The organism is Streptomyces camelliae (genome assembly GCF_027625935.1).
Classification (GTDB): Bacteria; Actinomycetota; Actinomycetes; order Streptomycetales; family Streptomycetaceae; genus Streptomyces; species Streptomyces camelliae.
This window is the reverse complement of the sequence record NZ_CP115300.1, coordinates 1,903,417-1,920,034: the sequence shown is the minus strand read 5'-3', so window position 1 is coordinate 1,920,034 and position 16,618 is coordinate 1,903,417. Positions and strand designations below refer to the sequence as shown.

Sequence of the window (16,618 nt, the reverse complement as noted above, 5' to 3'; positions counted from 1 at the left end):
CTGAACCTGCATGACAAACGAAGAGAAGCTCGTCGACTACCTCAAGTGGGTCACGGCCGATCTCCAGCGGACCCGCGAACGCCTCCAGGAGGTGGAGGCCGAACGGCTGGAGCCGGTCGCCGTGGTCGGGATGGCGTGCCGCTTCCCCGGCGACGTCCGTGCCCCGGAGGACCTGTGGCACCTGGTGGACTCCGGTACCGACGCCATCGGTGACCTGCCCACCGACCGGGACTGGGACCCGGACCTGTACGACCCGGACCCCAAGCGGCCGGGCCGCGCCACCACCCGTCAGGGCGGATTCCTGTACGACGCGGCCGAGTTCGACGCCGAGTTCTTCGGCATGTCCCCGCGCGAGGCACTCGCCGTCGACCCGCAGCAACGGCTGCTGCTGGAGACCTCCTGGGAGGCGGTGGAACGCGCGGGCATCGTCCCCGGCACGCTCCGCGGCGAACGCGTCGGTGTGTACGTCGGCGCGATGTACGGCGACTACGGCTCCCGGCTGCGGCAGGTACCGAGCGATCTGGAGGGCTTCATCGGCAGCGGCAGCGCGGGCAGCGTCGCCTCGGGCCGTGTCGCCTACACCCTCGGTCTGGAGGGCCCGGCGGTGACGGTGGACACGGCGTGCTCCTCCTCCCTCGTGGCGATCCACCTGGCAGTGCAGGCACTGCGGCGCGGCGAGTGCACCCTCGCCCTGTCCGGTGGGGTGACGGTGATGGCCACGCCGGGCGTCTTCGTGGAGTTCAGCCGCCAGCGCGGGCTCTCACCGGACGGCCGCTGCCGGGCGTTCGCGGCGGGTGCGGACGGTACGGGCTTCGCCGAGGGCGCGGGCATGCTGCTCCTTGAGAAGCTGTCGGATGCGCGGCGCAATGGTCACCGGGTGCTGGCGGTGATCCGGGGGAGTGCGGTCAATCAGGACGGTGCGTCGAACGGGTTGACGGCGCCGAACGGTCCGGCCCAGCAGCGGGTGATCCGGCAGGCGTTGGCGGACGCGGGTGTGTCGGCGGCCGAGGTGGACGTGGTCGAGGCGCACGGTACCGGTACGGCGCTGGGCGACCCGATCGAGGCCGAGGCGCTCATCGCCACGTACGGCCGGGAGCGGTCCGGGGACCGGCCGTTGTGGCTGGGTTCGTTGAAGTCGAACATCGGGCATACGCAGGCGGCGGCCGGTGTCGGTGGTGTGATCAAGATGGTGGAGGCCATCCGCCACGGCGAGATACCGCGGACGCTGCATGTGGATGAGCCCTCCCCGCACGTGGACTGGTCTGCGGGCACGGTCCGGCTGCTGACAGAGGCCCAGCGGTGGCAGTCCTCCGGTCCACGCCGGGCGGCGGTTTCGTCCTTCGGGATCAGCGGCACCAACGCCCACCTGATCCTGGAGCAGGTCCCCGAGGAGGACCGGCCCACCGCCGTGGAGACGGCGGCGCCACTCCTGCTGTCGGCGCGGTCGCCTCAGGCGCTGCGCGACCAGGCGAACCGGCTGCGCGCGCACCTGGCGGCGCGACCCGGGATCGGCATGGGTGATGTGGCGTACACACTGTCCACGGCTCGTACGGCGTTCAAACACCGCGCCGCCGTCCTGGGTCCCGACCGCGATGCACTGCTCACCGGACTCACGGCCCTGGCCGAGGGCCGCGAGGTGCCGGGCGTGGTGCGCGGGAAGGCCGTCACCAAGAGCCGTACGGCGTTCCTCTTCACCGGTCAGGGCGCCCAACATGTGGGAATGGGCCTGGAGTTGTACGAGGGTTTCCCGGTGTTCGCCGCTGCCCTGGACGAGTTGTGCGGGCATCTGGACCCGTTGCTGGGACGGTCGCTGCGGGAGGTGATGTTCGACGGCCCGGCCGAGACGCTGGACCGCACGGCCTTCACCCAGCCCGCGCTCTTCGCGTACGAGGTGGCACTGTTCCGGCTCGTCGAGTCCTACGGTGTACGTCCGGATGTGCTGATCGGGCACTCGGTCGGGGAGCTGGCGGCGGCGCACGTCGCCGGCGTGCTGTCGGCCGGGGACGCGTGCGCGCTGGTGGCGGCGCGCGGGCAGCTGATGGAGGCTGCCACGTCGGGCGGAGCCATGGTCGCCGTCCGGGCTCGCGCCGAAGAGGTGGCCGCCTCGCTGCCGGAGGGGGATGCGGTGGCGATCGCCGCGGTCAACTCGCCCGGCTCCACCGTCGTCTCGGGCGACGCCGTGGCCGTGGCCGCGACGGCCGAGCACTGGCGGGAACGCGGCGCCAGGGTTCGCCGGCTGTCGGTCAGCCATGCCTTCCACTCGGCGCATATGGACCCGGCCCTCGACAAGTTCCGCGGGGTGGCCGCCACTGTCGAGTTCCGGCCGCCGGTTCTGCCGGTCATGTCCGACCTGACCGGTGAGGAGGCCACCGCCGAGCAGCTGACGTCCCCGGACTACTGGACCCGGCACATCCGCGAGACCGTCCGCTTCGCCGACTGCGTCCGCGGCGCCGAGGCCCGCGGAGTGACCGCCTTCCTGGAGCTCGGGCCCGACGCGGTCCTCGCCCCGCTCGCCGCCGAATGCCTGTCGGCCGACGCCCTGTCCGCCGACGCGCTCACCGCTCCCGCCGTGCGGCGCGACCGGTCCGAGGCGCAGAGCCTGCTCGCCGCCCTGTGCCGGCTCCACCTGCACGGAGTCGCGGTGGACCGGTCCGCGCTGGTCCCGCCGGCCGGCACCGTCGAGCTGCCGACGTACGCCTTCCAACGGCGCCGGTACTGGTTGCGGGACACGGCTGCCGAGCCGGGCGAGCGGCTGGACGGCTGGTTCTGGACGGCCGTGGGGAACGGCGACACCGAGGCGCTCGTCGACACACTCGGTCTCACCCCCGGACAAGTCGCTGCCGCCGAAGGACTGTTGACCGCCGCACGGCGGTGGCGCGAGGACGCGCTGAGGGCGGTCGCCGTACTCGATGGCCCACCGTCGGCGGGGGGTGCCCGGGAAGCCGGCGCGGACGGTCTGCCGCAGAGTCCCGACGCGCTGGCCGAGTGGCTCGCGGGGCACGACCGTGCCGGCCGGGAAGGCCTGTTGCTGACCCTGGTCCGCACCACGGCGGCCGAGGTGCTCGCGCTGCCCGGTCCCGACGATCTCGACCCGGAGGCGGACTTCCTCGACGTCGGGTTCTCCTCACTGACCGCCGTGGAGCTGCGCAACCGGCTGTGCACCGTGACCGGGCTGCCACTGCCGCCCGGTGTCATCTACGACCTGCCCACCCCGCGCGCGGTGGCGGCCTATCTGGACGAGGAACTGGGCGAGAGGGAAGCGGTGGGCGAACCCACCCCGGAGGCGACGGCGTGAACGACTCCGTGGTGATCGCCGGCGGGGGACCCGCCGGCCTGATGCTGGCCTGTGAACTCCAGCTGGCCGGGGTGCCCGCCGTGGTGCTGGAGGGCCGGCCGGTGCGCGAGCGGTCGTCCGGCGGGATGCTGCTGCACGCCCGCTCGGTCGACGCGCTGCGCAGACGCGGCCTGGCGGACCGTTTCCGCGACGCCACCACACCCGTCTGGCCGCGCACCCACTTTGCCTTCCTGTGGCTGGATCTGTCCGAACTCGGCGAGACCGACTACGACCTGATCGTTCCGCAGTGGCGTACCGAGGAGCTCCTGGAGCAGCGCGCGGTGGAGCTGGGCGTGCGCGTCCTGCCCGGTCACCGGCTCACCGGGCTGCGTCAGGATGCCGACGGAGTCGCGGTCCGGGTGCGTTCCGCCGCGGGGGAGCAGGTGCTGCGCTGCGCCTATCTGGTGGGGTGCGACGGCCCGCACAGCACCGTGGCGGAGCTGGGCGGTTTCGCCTTCCGGACCCTTGCGCCGTCGTACTACGGAGTGATCGCCGACGTGGCGGTGTCCGGCGACGCCCAGGAGCACTTCCGGGCCGGCGTCCATCCCGACGGCCAGTTCGGCGTGCTGCCCATGAACCCCCGCGATCCGTCCGAAGTGCGGCTGATGACCGTCGAGTTCGACCGCGAACCGCCGGCCGCCGACGTTCCGGTGACCGCCGAGGAGATGCGCGCCGCGATCCGCCGGATCACCGGCGCCGACGCCGACTTCGCCGAGCCGCGCTGGATGACCCGGTACGGCAGCCCCACCCGGCTGGCCACCTCCTACCGCAAGGGACGGCTGCTGCTCGCCGGAGACGCCGCCCATCCACATCCCCCGTCCTCCGGGAACGGTCTGAACACGGCCCTGCACGACAGCGTGAACCTGGGGTGGAAGCTCGCCGCGACGATCCACGGCTGGGCGCCGCCCGGCCTGCTGGACACGTATCACGACGAGCGGCACCCTGTCGGCCGCCGGGCGTGCATGCGCGCGCTCGCCCAGGTACCGCTCCAGCACCCGCCGGAGCGGGCGGAGCCACTGCGCGAGCTGTTCGCCGAGCTGATCGAGTTCCCTGAGGTCAACCGGCACCTCGTCCAGGCCGTCACCCGGGTCCGCTACCCGATCGCCTACCCCGGCCTCCCGGCCAAGGCCTCCTCGCTGCTCGGCGCCACGCTGCCCGACGTGACCCTGCGCACCGCGGGCGGCGAGGTGGAGGCGGCGGGGCTCCTGGCGGGCGGCCGCGGGCTGTTGCTGTCCCTCGGCGTGGACGAGGCCCCCGACCTCACCGGCTGGGCGGACCGGCTGGACGTGGTCCGCGCGGACGAGGCCGAGGACCTGGACGCCCGATGGCTGCTGGTCCGGCCGGACGGCCACATCGCCTGGGTCGACACGGGTGAGGGAGACCGGGAGGGGCTGCGGGCCGCGGTGACGACCTGGTTCGGACCGGCCCGGAAGCCGCGGACCGCCCGCAGGGTCTGACCGGGCGGCGTCGCCGTGGGCCGACCGGGCGCCCGCGCAAGGGGGACCGGGCAGCGTTGGCCGGGAACTGTCGCACCGTCAGGGGCGGCCACGGCAGCGCTCCAGGGCCTCACTCCTGGCACCCGGTCGCCCATCGGACGAGATCCGGGGCGGCCTCCCGGCGGCAGCGGCGCACCGTCCGTACCGGAGCCGTCGCTGGTCACGGCGCGTTTCACCACCCTGCGCACGGCTCGGCCCGCCTCCGTCCAAGGGCCGGCCCACCGAACGGCCGGGGCCGTCGGTGCCCTGCCGCAGGCGTTTGGCCCGCCTTAAGGGCGGCATTAGAAGCCGCCTCCATCCTGGCTGAAGATTCACCGTGTGCGGCCGGTCGCCGTACGCGGTTCGGACGTCGGAGGGAGTTGGCGGATGAACCAGACGGCGGCGCAGCAGGGGTGCCCGGTGGCACCGGGCACCCCTGAGGAGCAGATACGGAGATGGAGCACCTACCAACCGTGGCTCCAGGCCGACCCGGTCGGCGCGTGGCACGAGCTCCGGGAGCACGGACCGGTGCTGCGCTCCGAGGAGTTCGGCGGCTACTGGATCCTCACCCGGTACGCCGACATCGAGTGGGCGGCCCGCAATCCCGACCTCTTCTCCAGCGCCGACATCGGAATACCCAACCGCCAGATATACAAGGACAAGCTCATCCCGATCCAGCTCGACGGGGAGGACCACCGCAAGTGGCGGCAGGCCCTTTCGGCCCTGTTCAACCCCGCCGTGGTCAACCACATCACCCCGCAGATCCGCGAGGCGGCCGTGGATGCCGTCGAGCCCATCGCCGCCCGCGGCTCCTGCGAGTTCGTCGAGGACTTCGCGGTCCGGCTGCCCGCCGAGACCTTCCTGATCAACTTCGGCATCGACCGCTCCCACCTGCCGGAACTCCTCGACCACAAGAACTGGTTGCGCCGCGAGGGCCTGCCCAACGCCAGGAACGACGAGGAACTGCACGCGGCCGGCCGGCCGCTGTGGGAGTTCTTCAGCGCCGCCGTCGACGCGCGCCGCGCCGAGGGCATCGAGGGCCGGCGTGATGTCATCAGCTCACTGCTGCGCGCCGAGCACGAGGGCCGGCCGCTGACCCAGGACGAGATCGTCAACATCATCCTGATGACGATGTTCGCCAGCCTGGACACCTCCAACTCGTTGCTCAGCATGGTCTTCCGGCACCTCGCCGAGCACCCCGGGACCCAGCGCACGGTCGTCGAGGAACCGCACCGCCTCCCGGCCATGGTCGAGGAACTGATCCGCCACGAGGCGATGGTCTCCACCGCCCGTGTGGTCACCCGGGACGTCGAACTGCACGACGTCAAGCTCCGTGCGGGCGACCGGGTCCTGATGTCCTGGGGCATGGCGGGACTCGACCCCGAGGTCTTCGAGAGTGCCGACGAGGTCGACTTCGACCGGCAGTCGGTGCGCCACCTCGCCTTCGGGATCGGCCCGCACCGCTGCCTCGGCATGCATCTCGCCCGCCGGATCGTCAAGGTCGCGCTGGAGGAGTGGCACGCCAGGATCCCTGAGTACCACATCACCCCCGGCACCGAGCCGGTCTCCCGCTACTCGCCGATTCGCGGTCTGGACCGCCTGGACCTCACCGTGGGGGCGGCCCGATGAGCGAGCGGATCGGCATCCGGGTCGACGCCGAGGTCTGTCAGGGGCACGCCCTGTGCCACGCCATGGCGCCCGAGGTCTACGAGATCGACGAGAACACCGGTTTCAACGGCATGGGGGAGTTCGAGGTGCCCGAGCGGCTGCGCGGTCCGGCCGGGCGTGGTGCCGCGGCCTGCCCCGAACGTGCCATCACCCTGCTGTCCGAGGCGGTGGAGCGATGAGCGAGCCCTCGCTGCTGTCCCAGAACACCGGTACGGAGGACACCGCGACTCCGGTACGGCATCCCGGTGTCACCCTCGCGGTGATCATCAGCTGCCAGCTGATGATCGTCGTCGCGACGACCGTGGTGAACATCGCGCTTCCCGGCATCCGGGAGGACCTCGGCTTCTCGCCGACCGACCTGTCCTGGGTCGTCAACGCCTACATGCTGACCTTCGGCGGCCTGCTCCTGCTCGGCGGCCGGTGCGGTGACCTGCTCGGCCGCCGGGCGGTCTTCCTGACCGGCATCGCGATCTTCACCGCCTGCTCGCTGCTGGCCGCGCTCGCGCCGACGGCGCCGGTGCTGCTGGCGGCCCTGGTGGGCCAGGGGCTCGGCGCCGCGCTCGCCGAGCCGACCTCGCTGGCGATGCTGGCCACCACCTTCGCGGAGGGCCCGCAGCGCAACCGCGCGCTCGGCGCGTTCTCCACCGTGGCCGGCGCGGGCACCGCTGTGGGGATGATCCTGGGCGGCCTGCTCTCCCTGGCCTCCTGGCGCTGGACCCTCTTCCTCAACGTGCCGATCGGCATCGCCGTCCTGCTGGTCACCCCGAGGTTCGTCGCGGAGTCCGAACGCCGGCCCGGCCGGTTCGACCTCGCGGGCGCTCTGACCTCCACGGCCGGCATGGCGGCGTTGGTGAACGCCTTCATCCAGGCGCAGAGCCACGGTTGGACCGACCGGGCCACGCTGCTGTCGGGAGGAGCGGCCGTACTGCTGCTGGCGATCTTCGTGGTGGTCGAGTTGAGGGCCGAGCAGCCGGTGGTGCCGCTGCGCCTGCTCGCCCGGCGCGAGCGCGCGGCCGCCTATGCGGACACCCTGCTGGTCGGCGCCACCGTCTCCGGACTGTTCTTCTTCCTCACCCAGTTCCTGCAGACGGTGCTGGGCTACAGCGGGCTGCGGGCCGGCTCCGCCTTCCTGCCCCTGGCCGTGCTCATGGTGGTCTCCGCGGTCGCCGCGCCGCGCCTGCTGGCCCGGCTGGGTGCCCGGCCGCTGCTGGTCGCCGGCGCGGCGGTGCTCGGCGCCGGGACGTTCTGGTTCTCCCGCATCACCGAGCAGACCGGCTACGCGAGCGGGCTGGCCGTTCCGCTGGTCCTGGTCGGACTCGGGCTGGGGCTGACCATCATGCCGCTCAACTCCATCATTCTGGCCGGGGTGTCCCGCGGCGAGGCCGGTGCCGCCTCCGGGCTTCAGCAGGCCATGCTCCGGGTGGGTGCCTCGCTGGGCCTGGCATTGCTCGTCACGGCGGGCGGGGGCGGCTCGGGAGCCCATCCCCATCGCGTGCCCCCGCCCGGTGCGGGTCACCGCGCACTCGTGCACAGCATTGAGACGGGATTCACGGTCGCCACAGGTTTCGTTCTCTGTGCACTGGTTCTCGGGCTGCTCGCATTTCGGAACGGACCGACCAGCCCCGCTCGAAACGCCAACTGACAATCGTTCCGGAAAGCAATTCGACTGTTACGGTCGAGCGCCCGAATGCTAAGTTGCCGCCCGAGGTTCTCTTTCGCGCGAGGAATTCTAACGGTTTGGAGTTATGCATCTCGCACTCATTGGAATGAGGTATTCCATTCACCTCGCCAGGTAAGCGGCAGTAAAAGATTCCCCAAATCCGTCTCTAGAGTTCGGAATGGAACGATGACCGCGAACGCATGGAATGTTCTGAGCGGCACGGGAACCGCTGCGACAGTGCTGGCCTCCGACTTTCCGGCGACCGGCCGCACCGTCGCCGGCTTCGGCGACCTGGTGCGCGAGCTCGGCGATGCCGCGCCCACCGTCTGGGAGACCGCCCCGCCCCGCCCCGGCCGGGAAGCCGGAATGACCGGAGACGACTATCTCCGGCACTGGGAACCCGGCGCGAAGTCCGCCGGGCCGGTGAGCGCAGTGCTCGGCTTCTGCGTGGGCAGCGTGTTCGCCGCCGGGCTGGCCGCCGAGATCGGTCGCCGGCAGGGGAAGGCACCGCGTCTCGTCCTGTTCGACCCCGAGCGGCCCGATGCCGACCTGCTGCACCGCCACTACCACGAGCTCATCGGTGGTCTCGCCCCGATGCTCTCCGCGGACGAGATCGACGAGGCGCGCCGCGTCGGCCAGGACACCCGGCGAGCACACACGGCCATGCGCCCGCTGGCCGAGGAACTGTGCGAGCTGTTTCGCAAGTACGGCGAGCCCGCCTTCCGGCGCACCGGCCTGGACGCCGAGCGTGGCGCCGAAGTCGTCGCCACGTTCGCCTCCTTTCTCGGCTACCTCGTCGCCGCCTCCGACCTCGACCCGCGCCAGGCCTGGGCGGACGCGGTCGCCATCAGCTCCGCCACGCCGCACAGTGGCCTCAACCCCCTCCCCGCACGGGAGCGTTCGGCGCTGGTGGCCCGCGAGATCTCCTTCGAACTCCCGCACACGGAGCTGCTCCGCGACACCAGCGTCGCGCGAGCGGTGTCCGAGCTTCTTGCGTGACGGTGTCCGTAAGGGAAGGAACAGCAATGCAACCGTTGGGAACAGGGGCATCCACCGAGGTTCGCGGCCTGGACAGATCCGAGGCCGCCGGCCGTAAGGAGGAAGCCCTCTGGCTGCTGGAGCGACTGGCCCCGCACAGCGCGGCCAACAACCTGTCGGTCGCCTTCCGGGCGGACGGCGGGCTCCAGGAGTCCCCGCTGCAGGAGGCCCTCACCCTCCTGGTGCGCAGACATGAGGTGCTTCGCACCGTCTACCGGGCCTCCGGGGCCCACCTCACCCGGTCCGTCCTCGACCCCTCTGCCGTCAGCCTCGTCCCGCGCGTGCTCACCACGCGCCCGGAGGACCTCGACACCGACCTGACAGCCTTCGTCGCCGAGCGCTTCCCGCTCGACGGCAGCCTGCTGCTGCGCGCCGCCGTCTTACGCGGTGCCGACGGTGACGTGTTCTGCCTGGCCGTTCATCACCTGGTGTTCGACACCCTCTCGGGTGTCCCCCTCCTGTCCGAACTGGCCGAGGCCTACGACGCGCTGGTGGGCCGCGGTGAACCACCGCCGGCCCTGCTGGAGCCGGTGCCGGTCCTGGTCGAGCCCGAGCCGACCGAGGAGAGCCTGGACTTCTGGCGCAAGCAGCTCGCCGACTACGACCTCGGCGCCCTCGACCTGTGGTGCGGGGTGCCGGACGCCGCTGAACCGACCCTGGTCGGCGACCGGGTGCTCTACGACCTGTCCGAGGCCGCCCGGGCGGCGGTGAAGCGACTCCAGCGCGAGCTGCGGGCCCCGGAGACGGCCGTCCTGCTCGCCGCCTACCAGCTGCTGCTGGCCGCACACGGCGCCGGACTCGACCTGGCGGTCGGTTCGCCCGTGGACGTACGCCCGCGTGAGGCGGCGGACGCGATCGGCTATCACGTGAACGTGCTGCCCCTGCGGGCCCGCGTGACACCCGAGCAGACGGTCCGCGCCTTCGTCCGCAGCACCCGTGACGTCTTCTTCGATGCCCTGGCGCACGCCGACGTCCCGGTCGACCACCTGACCCCGCTGGTGCCGCGCGGCGGCTCCGGCTGGCGGAACATGCTGTTCCGGCACCTGTTCAACTATGTGCCCGGCAGCGTCCTGCCCCGGTTCACCATCGGCTCACTGCAGGCTGAACCGCTGGTGGTGGAGAACGGCTTCAGCAAGTTCGACCTGGAGTTCTTCGTGGTCGCCGCACCGGACCGGCTGCGCGTCCGGGCGGTCTACTGCACCGATCTGCTGACCCGTCAGGACGTCGAACTGCTCCTGGAGCGCTACGACGCCCTGCTGGTCCAGCTGGCCGAGGATGCCGAGCGGCCGATCGGCGCGTTGCGGGTGTGGGCCGACCGGGACCGCGAGGTGATCGCGGCAGCCAACCGGACCCAGGCGGAGGTGGGTTCGGAATCGGTCCTCTCGGCGTTCACCGCCGGGCTCCTGGCCCGCCCGGACGCCCCGGCGATGCACACGGCGGACGGCGCCACCAGCTACCGGCAGCTGTGGCACGCGGCGCTCACCGTACGGGAGCAGCTGACCGAGGCCGGGGTGCGCACCGGCGACGTGGTCGCCGTCGCCGCCCAGCGCGGCCCCGAACTGGCCGCGGCCGTCCTCGGGAGCTGGCTGGCCGATGCCGCCTACCTGCCGCTCGACCCCGAGCATCCCGAGCAGCGGATCGCCTACCAGCTCGCCGACTCCGGCGCCCGCGCCGTCCTCGCCGGGCCGGGAGTCCAACTGCCGGGCGCGGGCGACCGGACGGTACTGACCCTGGCTCCCGCCGGTGATGCGCCGGCCCGGCCGCTGCCCGCCGAGCCCGTGGCGGCCGACCCCGCCGCAGCCGCGTATCTCATCTACACGTCGGGCTCGACCGGTCGGCCCAAGGGCACCGTCGTCGGCCACCGCGCACTGGCCAACCTCGTCGCACACTTCGGGACCGAGCTGGACGCGGGCCCGGACACCACCGTGGTCTGGCTGACGACCTTCTCCTTCGACATCTCCGGGCTGGAGCTGTACGTCCCGCTCGCGTACGGCGGCAGTGTCGTGGCCGCCCCGGACGCGGCCCGCACCGACGGCGGTGTCCTGCGTGAGCTGATCGAACGGCACGACGCGGACGTCGTCCAGGCCACTCCCACCACCTGGCGGTTGGTGCTGGAGGAGGCTGGGCCCTCCCTGCGTGGCCGGCGCGTCCTGTGCGGCGGCGAGGCGGCGCCACAGCCGCTGGTGAAGCGGCTGCTGGCCACCGGCTGCACCCTGCACCACGTCTACGGCCCCACCGAGACGACGATCTGGTCCACCTCGGGGATCCTTCGACCGGGCGACCCCGAGCCCGCCGGGATCGGTCGGCCCATCGCCAACACCCGGGTCATGGTGCTCGCACCGGACGGCACCGAACTGCCGATCGGTGTGCGCGGTGAGTTGTGCATCGGCGGCGACGGCGTCGCCCACGGCTACCACGGCAGGCCCGAGCTGACCGCCGAACGGTTCGTGGACGACCCCCAGCGGGGCCGCTACTACCGGACCGGGGACCTGGCCCGCTGGCGGGCCGACGGCACCCTCGAACTGCTCGGCCGGGCCGACCGCCAGATCAAGCTGCGCGGCAACCGGATCGAGCCGGGCGAGATCGAGGCCGTACTGCTCGCACACCCCTCGGTCCGTGGCGTGGCGGTCACGCTGGTCGGCGATCCCGACACCGACGCGGCCCTGGTCGCCTTCGTCGAACCGGCCGGCGCCGAATCCGCCGGTGCGACGGGGGACCTGGTGGAGCGGCTCTGGGAGCACGCCCGGGCCGAGCTGCCGCGCGCCCTGGTACCGCAGGAGTTCCTGGTCCTGGACGCGCTGCCGACCACCCTCAACGACAAGGTGGACTACCCGGCGCTGACGGAGCTGGCCCGCGCGCGGCGCGCCGAGGCCGCGTCCCAGGGGCCGGCGGACGACACCGCGGACGCGTTGGTGCGGGACCTGATCGGGCTGTGGCAGCGCGTGCTGAACCGCCAGGACATCACCGCGGACACCAACTTCTTCTCCCACGGTGGTCATTCACTGCTCGGAGCGCTGGTGGTGCAGGAGGCCGAGGCCCTCCTCGGGGTGCGGGTGGCACTGTCCGAACTGTTCGAGAATCCGACGCCGTCACGGCTGGCCGGACATCTGCGCGCGGCCGGAGGGGACCAGACAGAGGGAAGGCGGGAGAGCGAATGAGGTACCAGGTACTGGGGCCGCTCCAGGTCATCGACCGCGGCGTCGTCCGCCAGATCAGCGCACCCAAGATGGAGAACGTGCTCGCGACCCTGCTGGCTCGTGGCAACCAGGTTGTCTCGGTGCCGCAGCTCACGCTGGAGATATGGGGCGAGAATCCGCCCCGGCGGGCCACCTCGGCGATCCACGTCTACATATCCCAGCTGCGTAAGCTGCTGTGCGGAGCCACCTCGGACGACTGCCCGCGCCCGGTCGGCCCGATCGTCACCTCGACATCGGGCTACCTGCTCCAGGTGAAGCCGGACGACCTGGACTGCCGGGTCTTCCAGCGGCTGGTGCAGCGCGGGCGCGCCGAACTCACCGCACGCCGCTTCACCGCGGCCAGTGCGACCCTGTCCGGCGCGCTCGACCTGTGGCGCGGCTCGGCGTTCGGCCGGCTCGGCAACGGGCCCATCGTCACCGGGTTCAGCGACTGGCTGGAAGAGCTGCGTCTGGAGTGCATCGAGATGCAGACCGAGGCCGAACTGGCTCTCGGCCACCACCGCGAGCTGGTGGGCCGGCTGTACCGGCTGATCTCGGAGTACTCGCTGCACGAGGTCTTCTACGCGCAGCTGATGCGTGCGCTGTTCGCCTCCGACCGGCGGGCCGACGCGCTGGCCGTGTACGCGCAGGCCGCGGACGTGCTGCGCAGTGAGCTGGGCCTGGAACCGGGTCTGCGGCTGCGCGAGTTGCAGCGCGTGGTGCTGATCGCGGACAGCCGGCACCGCGTGGCGCTGGCACCGGCGGTCTGACGGAACATGAGGGTCGGCCCCGGGGCGAGTGCTCGCCCCGGGGCCGACTGCCTTCACGCCTCGCACATCCGGTCGGTGGGCTCAGCTCGCGGAACCGGCCTGCTGGGGCTTGGCGGCTGCGGGAGCCTGTGCCGCCTGCGCCTGCTTGCTCTTGTCCCGCAGGAACAGCGCCACCAGGAAGGCGACCACGAAGAACGGCAGCGCCCAGCGGAACATGCTCTGGGTGCCGCCGGCCACGGCGTCCACGTATGCGGTGCGGGCCGACTGGGACAGCGACTCGATCGCGCTCGAACCCGCACGACCGCCGTTGTTGTGCACGGCGCTCAGCTCGGCGGGGGAGAGCTTGGAGCCGAGGGAGTCGGTGAGCCGGCTGGTGAACACGGCCGCGAAGAGCGCCGTACCGAACGAGCCACCGACGGAGCGGAAGAACGTCAGTGTGCCGCTGGCCACGCCCATGTCCTTCAGCTCGACGCTGTTCTGGGTGATGACCATGACGTTCTGGAACAGCAGGCCCAGGCCGATACCGAAGACCACCATGTAGACCGAGGCGACGACCCGGGAGGTGTTCACGTCCAGCAGGGACAGCAGGAACGAGCCGACGCTCAGGAACGCCCCGCCGGCCAGGAGGATCAGCCGGTGGCGGCTGGACTCGCTCATCAGCCGGCCGCTGTACATCGAGGCGACCAGCATGCCGCCGAGCACCGGGAGCAGCAGCAGACCGCTGCTGGTCGCGGACAGATGCTGCACGCTCTGCTGGTAGACCGGCAGGTAGGTGATGGTGCCGTAGAGGGCGATGCCGACGAGGAAGCCGAGTACCAGGCTGGCCACGAAGTTGCGGGAGCGGAACAGGTGCGGCGGCAGGATCGGTTGGGCGGCCCGGCGCTCGACCACCACGGTGGCGATGACAGCGACCACCGCCAGCGCGATCAGACCGAGGATGGTGGGCGAGCCCCACGCGTACTGGTTGCCGCCCCACGTGGTGAACAGGACCACGGCGGTGCTGGCCACGGAGAGGAGGGCGGCACCGAGGTAGTCGATGCGGCCGGTGCCCCGGTTGTGCGGCAGATTGAGCCGGGCCGCCACGAACCAGACGGCGACGGCGGCGATCGGCACGTTGAGGTAGAACGCCCAGCGCCAGGAGGCGTGGTCGGTGAGCGCGCCGCCGAGCAGCGGACCACCGACGGTGGCGACCGCGCTGAGGGCGGCGATGTAGCTCTGGTACTTGCCGCGCTCCTTCGGGGGAGCCATGACGCCGATCACCGCCATCACGCCCACCATCAGTCCGCCCGCGCCGATGCCCTGGAAAGCACGGAAGGCGATCAGCGCCCCCATGGACTGGGCGACACCGCAGAGTACGGAACCGATCGTGAAGATCAGGATCGAGGCCAGGAGCAGCTGCTTGCGGCTGAAGAAGTCGCTCATCCGGCCCCACAGCGGGGTGGAGACGGTGGAGGTCAGGATGTATGCGGTGATGACCCAGGAAAGGCGGTTGAATCCGCCGAGGTCACCCGCGATGGTCGGCAGAGCGGTGGTGACGATCATCGCGTCGAGCATGGAGAGCAGGAGCGCGAGCATCAGCCCGGGCAGCACTCTGCGGAGGCCGGAGTTGGGGCTTGGCGCCGCTGAAGTTGACACGGTGGGGACTCCCCGGAATGGAAGGAACGGGTGGAGCCAGTCGGGCTAACCGGGTCCACGGACCCGGTTGCGGACGATACGGGGCCGCCGCCCCGGTTGTCAACGAAGTGCGGTTACAATCGAAGGCCTCAGCCGCCCTGAGGCGTACTCGCCAGGGGTGTTGTCACGATCGGGAGGCGCCATGGCAGTCGGGAAGTCGACGGGGCTGGACTCCGCCATCCCTTACGCGCCGCCCCCCCCACGGCCGCTGCGCGCCGATGCCCGCCGCAATCGCGACCAGATCCTCGCCGCCGCGCTGGAGACCTTCGCGGTGGAAGGGCACTCGGTCTCACTGGACGAGATCGCGCGCCGCGCCGGCGTCGGGCCGGGCACCGTGCACCGGCACTTCCCCACCAAGGAGGTGCTGTTCGAGGCCGTGATCATCACCCGGATCCAGCGGCTGACCCAGAAGGCCCGCGCGCTGACCGGCCTGGCGGATCCCGTAGGGGTGCTGTTCGGCTTCCTCTTCGACGTCCTGGAGGAGGGCCGCGTCAAGAAGGACCTGGTCGACGCGCTGATCGGGGCGGGGGTCGACGTCGGCGAGGTCACGGGCCCAGCCGCCCTCGGCCTGAACGAGGCGCTCGGCGAGCTGCTCACGCGAGCTCAGGAGGCCGGTGTCCGCGAGGACGTGACCGTCGCCGATCTCATGGCCGTCATGGCGAGCACCCTGATCGCGGCGCAGCGCACAGGTGACGCGCAGCTTCCCGGCAGGATGCTCGCGGTCTACTGCGACGGTCTGCGTGGTGAGGGCAGTTTGACGGCCGAGCGGTGGATGCGGGCCGGTGGCGGCCCGGCACGGGGGGAGTGACATGCGAAGCGTGGGCGGGGGACGCCGTGCACGGCGGTGCGCGCCGAGGTGGGCGGGGGTGACGACCGTCCCGGTGGCGCCGCCCGGCGGGCGGCGCCACATGCAGACTCGGCCGGCGAGCGTGGGGGGACCGCCATGACGAGCGGTCACTGCGCGAGTGCCGGCTTACAGATGCTCGCGCAGCGCCGCCCGAAGTCCGGCCACGACGGTGTCCCTCTGCTGCTCCAGATAGAAATGACCGCCCGGCAACACCCTCAGGTCGCACCCCCCGCGGGTGTGCTCCGCCCAGGGGCGGGCGTCCGCCTCCGAGACCCGGGGGTCGGCGTCCCCGATCAGCACGGTCACCGGGCAGGCGACCGAGGCACCCGGCGCACACCGGTAGGTCTCGATCGCCCGGTAGTCGGACCGGATCGTCGGGAGAACCAGGGCACGCAGCTCGGGGTCGTCGAGCAGCGCGGGATGCGTACCGCTGAGCGCCTGCAACTCGGCGACCAGCCCGTCGTCGTCCTTGCGGTGCACGAATTCCGGCCGGAACACGCTCGGCGCCCGCCGGCCCGAGGCGAAGAGGCGCAGCACCCTCGGACCCGGTCCGTGCTCCAGCCGCCGGACCGTCTCGAAGGCCACTGCCGCGCCCATACTGTGGCCGAAAAACGCCAGGCGCTCGTTCGGGTGACGCACCCTCAGCACCTCGGCCGCCCGGTCCGCCAACGCGTCGATCGTGTCCAGGCAAGGCTCACCGCGCCGGTCCTGCCGCCCCGGATACTGCACCGCCAGCACCTCGATTCCGGGCCGCAGGAGTTTGGCGTACGGGAAGTAGAAGCTTGCCGAGCCCCCGGCGTGCGGGAAGCACACGAGGCGAAGTCCGGGGACCGCGGATCCGCTTTCCGAACCTGCGTCGAATGTCCGTATCCAGGCGTCGTAGTCGAGTGCTGCAGCGGTCATGGGTACTCCTTGTGGGCTGCGGAACCTGGCAGTTGCAGCCTAACCGCAACCGATCTTATTTTGCTGGCCAATC

Annotated in this window: 10 protein-coding genes and 1 pseudogene; 9 read left to right on the top strand and 2 right to left on the bottom strand. The window is 71.6% G+C overall.

Annotated elements, in window-relative coordinates; translation table 11 throughout:
- Nucleotides 1-10 precede the first annotated feature (10 nt).
- The 8 genes and pseudogenes from O1G22_RS08885 to O1G22_RS08850 all read left to right on the top strand — a co-directional run.
- Nucleotides 11-3,223 (top strand): annotated as a pseudogene (locus O1G22_RS08885) (type I polyketide synthase); the annotation flags it as partial.
- Between the two features lie 68 nt (nt 3,224-3,291).
- Nucleotides 3,292-4,791 carry an FAD-dependent monooxygenase gene (locus O1G22_RS08880; RefSeq protein WP_270080823.1) on the top strand — a complete coding sequence of 500 codons (1,500 nt, stop codon included), beginning with the start codon at nt 3,292-3,294 and terminating at the stop codon, nt 4,789-4,791.
- Nucleotides 4,792-5,196: 405 nt separating this feature from the next.
- Complete coding sequence (locus O1G22_RS08875; protein WP_270080822.1) at nt 5,197-6,438, top strand: cytochrome P450; 1,242 nt, start codon at nt 5,197-5,199, stop codon at nt 6,436-6,438.
- Nucleotides 6,435-6,656, top strand: coding sequence for a ferredoxin (locus tag O1G22_RS08870; protein ID WP_270080821.1), 222 nt, complete (start codon nt 6,435-6,437; stop codon nt 6,654-6,656). The genes O1G22_RS08875 and O1G22_RS08870 overlap by 4 nt, the downstream gene beginning before the upstream one ends.
- On the top strand, nt 6,653-8,119 hold the full coding sequence (locus O1G22_RS08865) for an MFS transporter (protein ID WP_270080820.1): 1,467 nt from the start codon (nt 6,653-6,655) through the stop codon (nt 8,117-8,119). Before O1G22_RS08870 ends, O1G22_RS08865 begins: the two co-directional genes overlap by 4 nt.
- 204 nt (nt 8,120-8,323) lie before the next feature.
- Complete coding sequence (locus tag O1G22_RS08860; RefSeq protein WP_270080819.1) at nt 8,324-9,136, top strand: hypothetical protein; 813 nt, start codon at nt 8,324-8,326, stop codon at nt 9,134-9,136.
- 26 nt (nt 9,137-9,162) lie between these two features.
- The gene (locus O1G22_RS08855) at nt 9,163-12,333 is read left to right on the top strand and encodes a non-ribosomal peptide synthetase (RefSeq protein WP_270080818.1); all 3,171 of its coding nucleotides are present in this window, start codon (nt 9,163-9,165) and stop codon (nt 12,331-12,333) included.
- Nucleotides 12,330-13,121: an AfsR/SARP family transcriptional regulator gene (locus O1G22_RS08850; protein ID WP_270080817.1), complete on the top strand. Its 792-nt coding sequence runs from the start codon at nt 12,330-12,332 to the stop codon at nt 13,119-13,121. The genes O1G22_RS08855 and O1G22_RS08850 overlap by 4 nt, the downstream gene beginning before the upstream one ends.
- 81 nt (nt 13,122-13,202) lie before the next feature.
- Here O1G22_RS08850 and O1G22_RS08845 read toward each other — a convergent pair whose 3' ends face one another.
- Nucleotides 13,203-14,756: an MDR family MFS transporter gene (locus O1G22_RS08845; protein WP_270080816.1), complete on the bottom strand. Its 1,554-nt coding sequence runs from the start codon at nt 14,754-14,756 to the stop codon at nt 13,203-13,205.
- 181 nt (nt 14,757-14,937) lie between these two features.
- Between O1G22_RS08845 and O1G22_RS08840 the strand changes: the two genes are divergently transcribed.
- Nucleotides 14,938-15,603 carry a TetR/AcrR family transcriptional regulator gene (locus tag O1G22_RS08840; protein WP_270080815.1) on the top strand — a complete coding sequence of 222 codons (666 nt, stop codon included), beginning with the start codon at nt 14,938-14,940 and terminating at the stop codon, nt 15,601-15,603.
- Between the two features lie 165 nt (nt 15,604-15,768).
- On the opposite strand, the gene O1G22_RS08835 is transcribed toward O1G22_RS08840, so the two are convergent.
- Complete coding sequence (locus O1G22_RS08835; RefSeq protein WP_270080814.1) at nt 15,769-16,545, bottom strand: thioesterase II family protein; 777 nt, start codon at nt 16,543-16,545, stop codon at nt 15,769-15,771.
- Nucleotides 16,546-16,618: the final 73 nt, after the last annotated feature.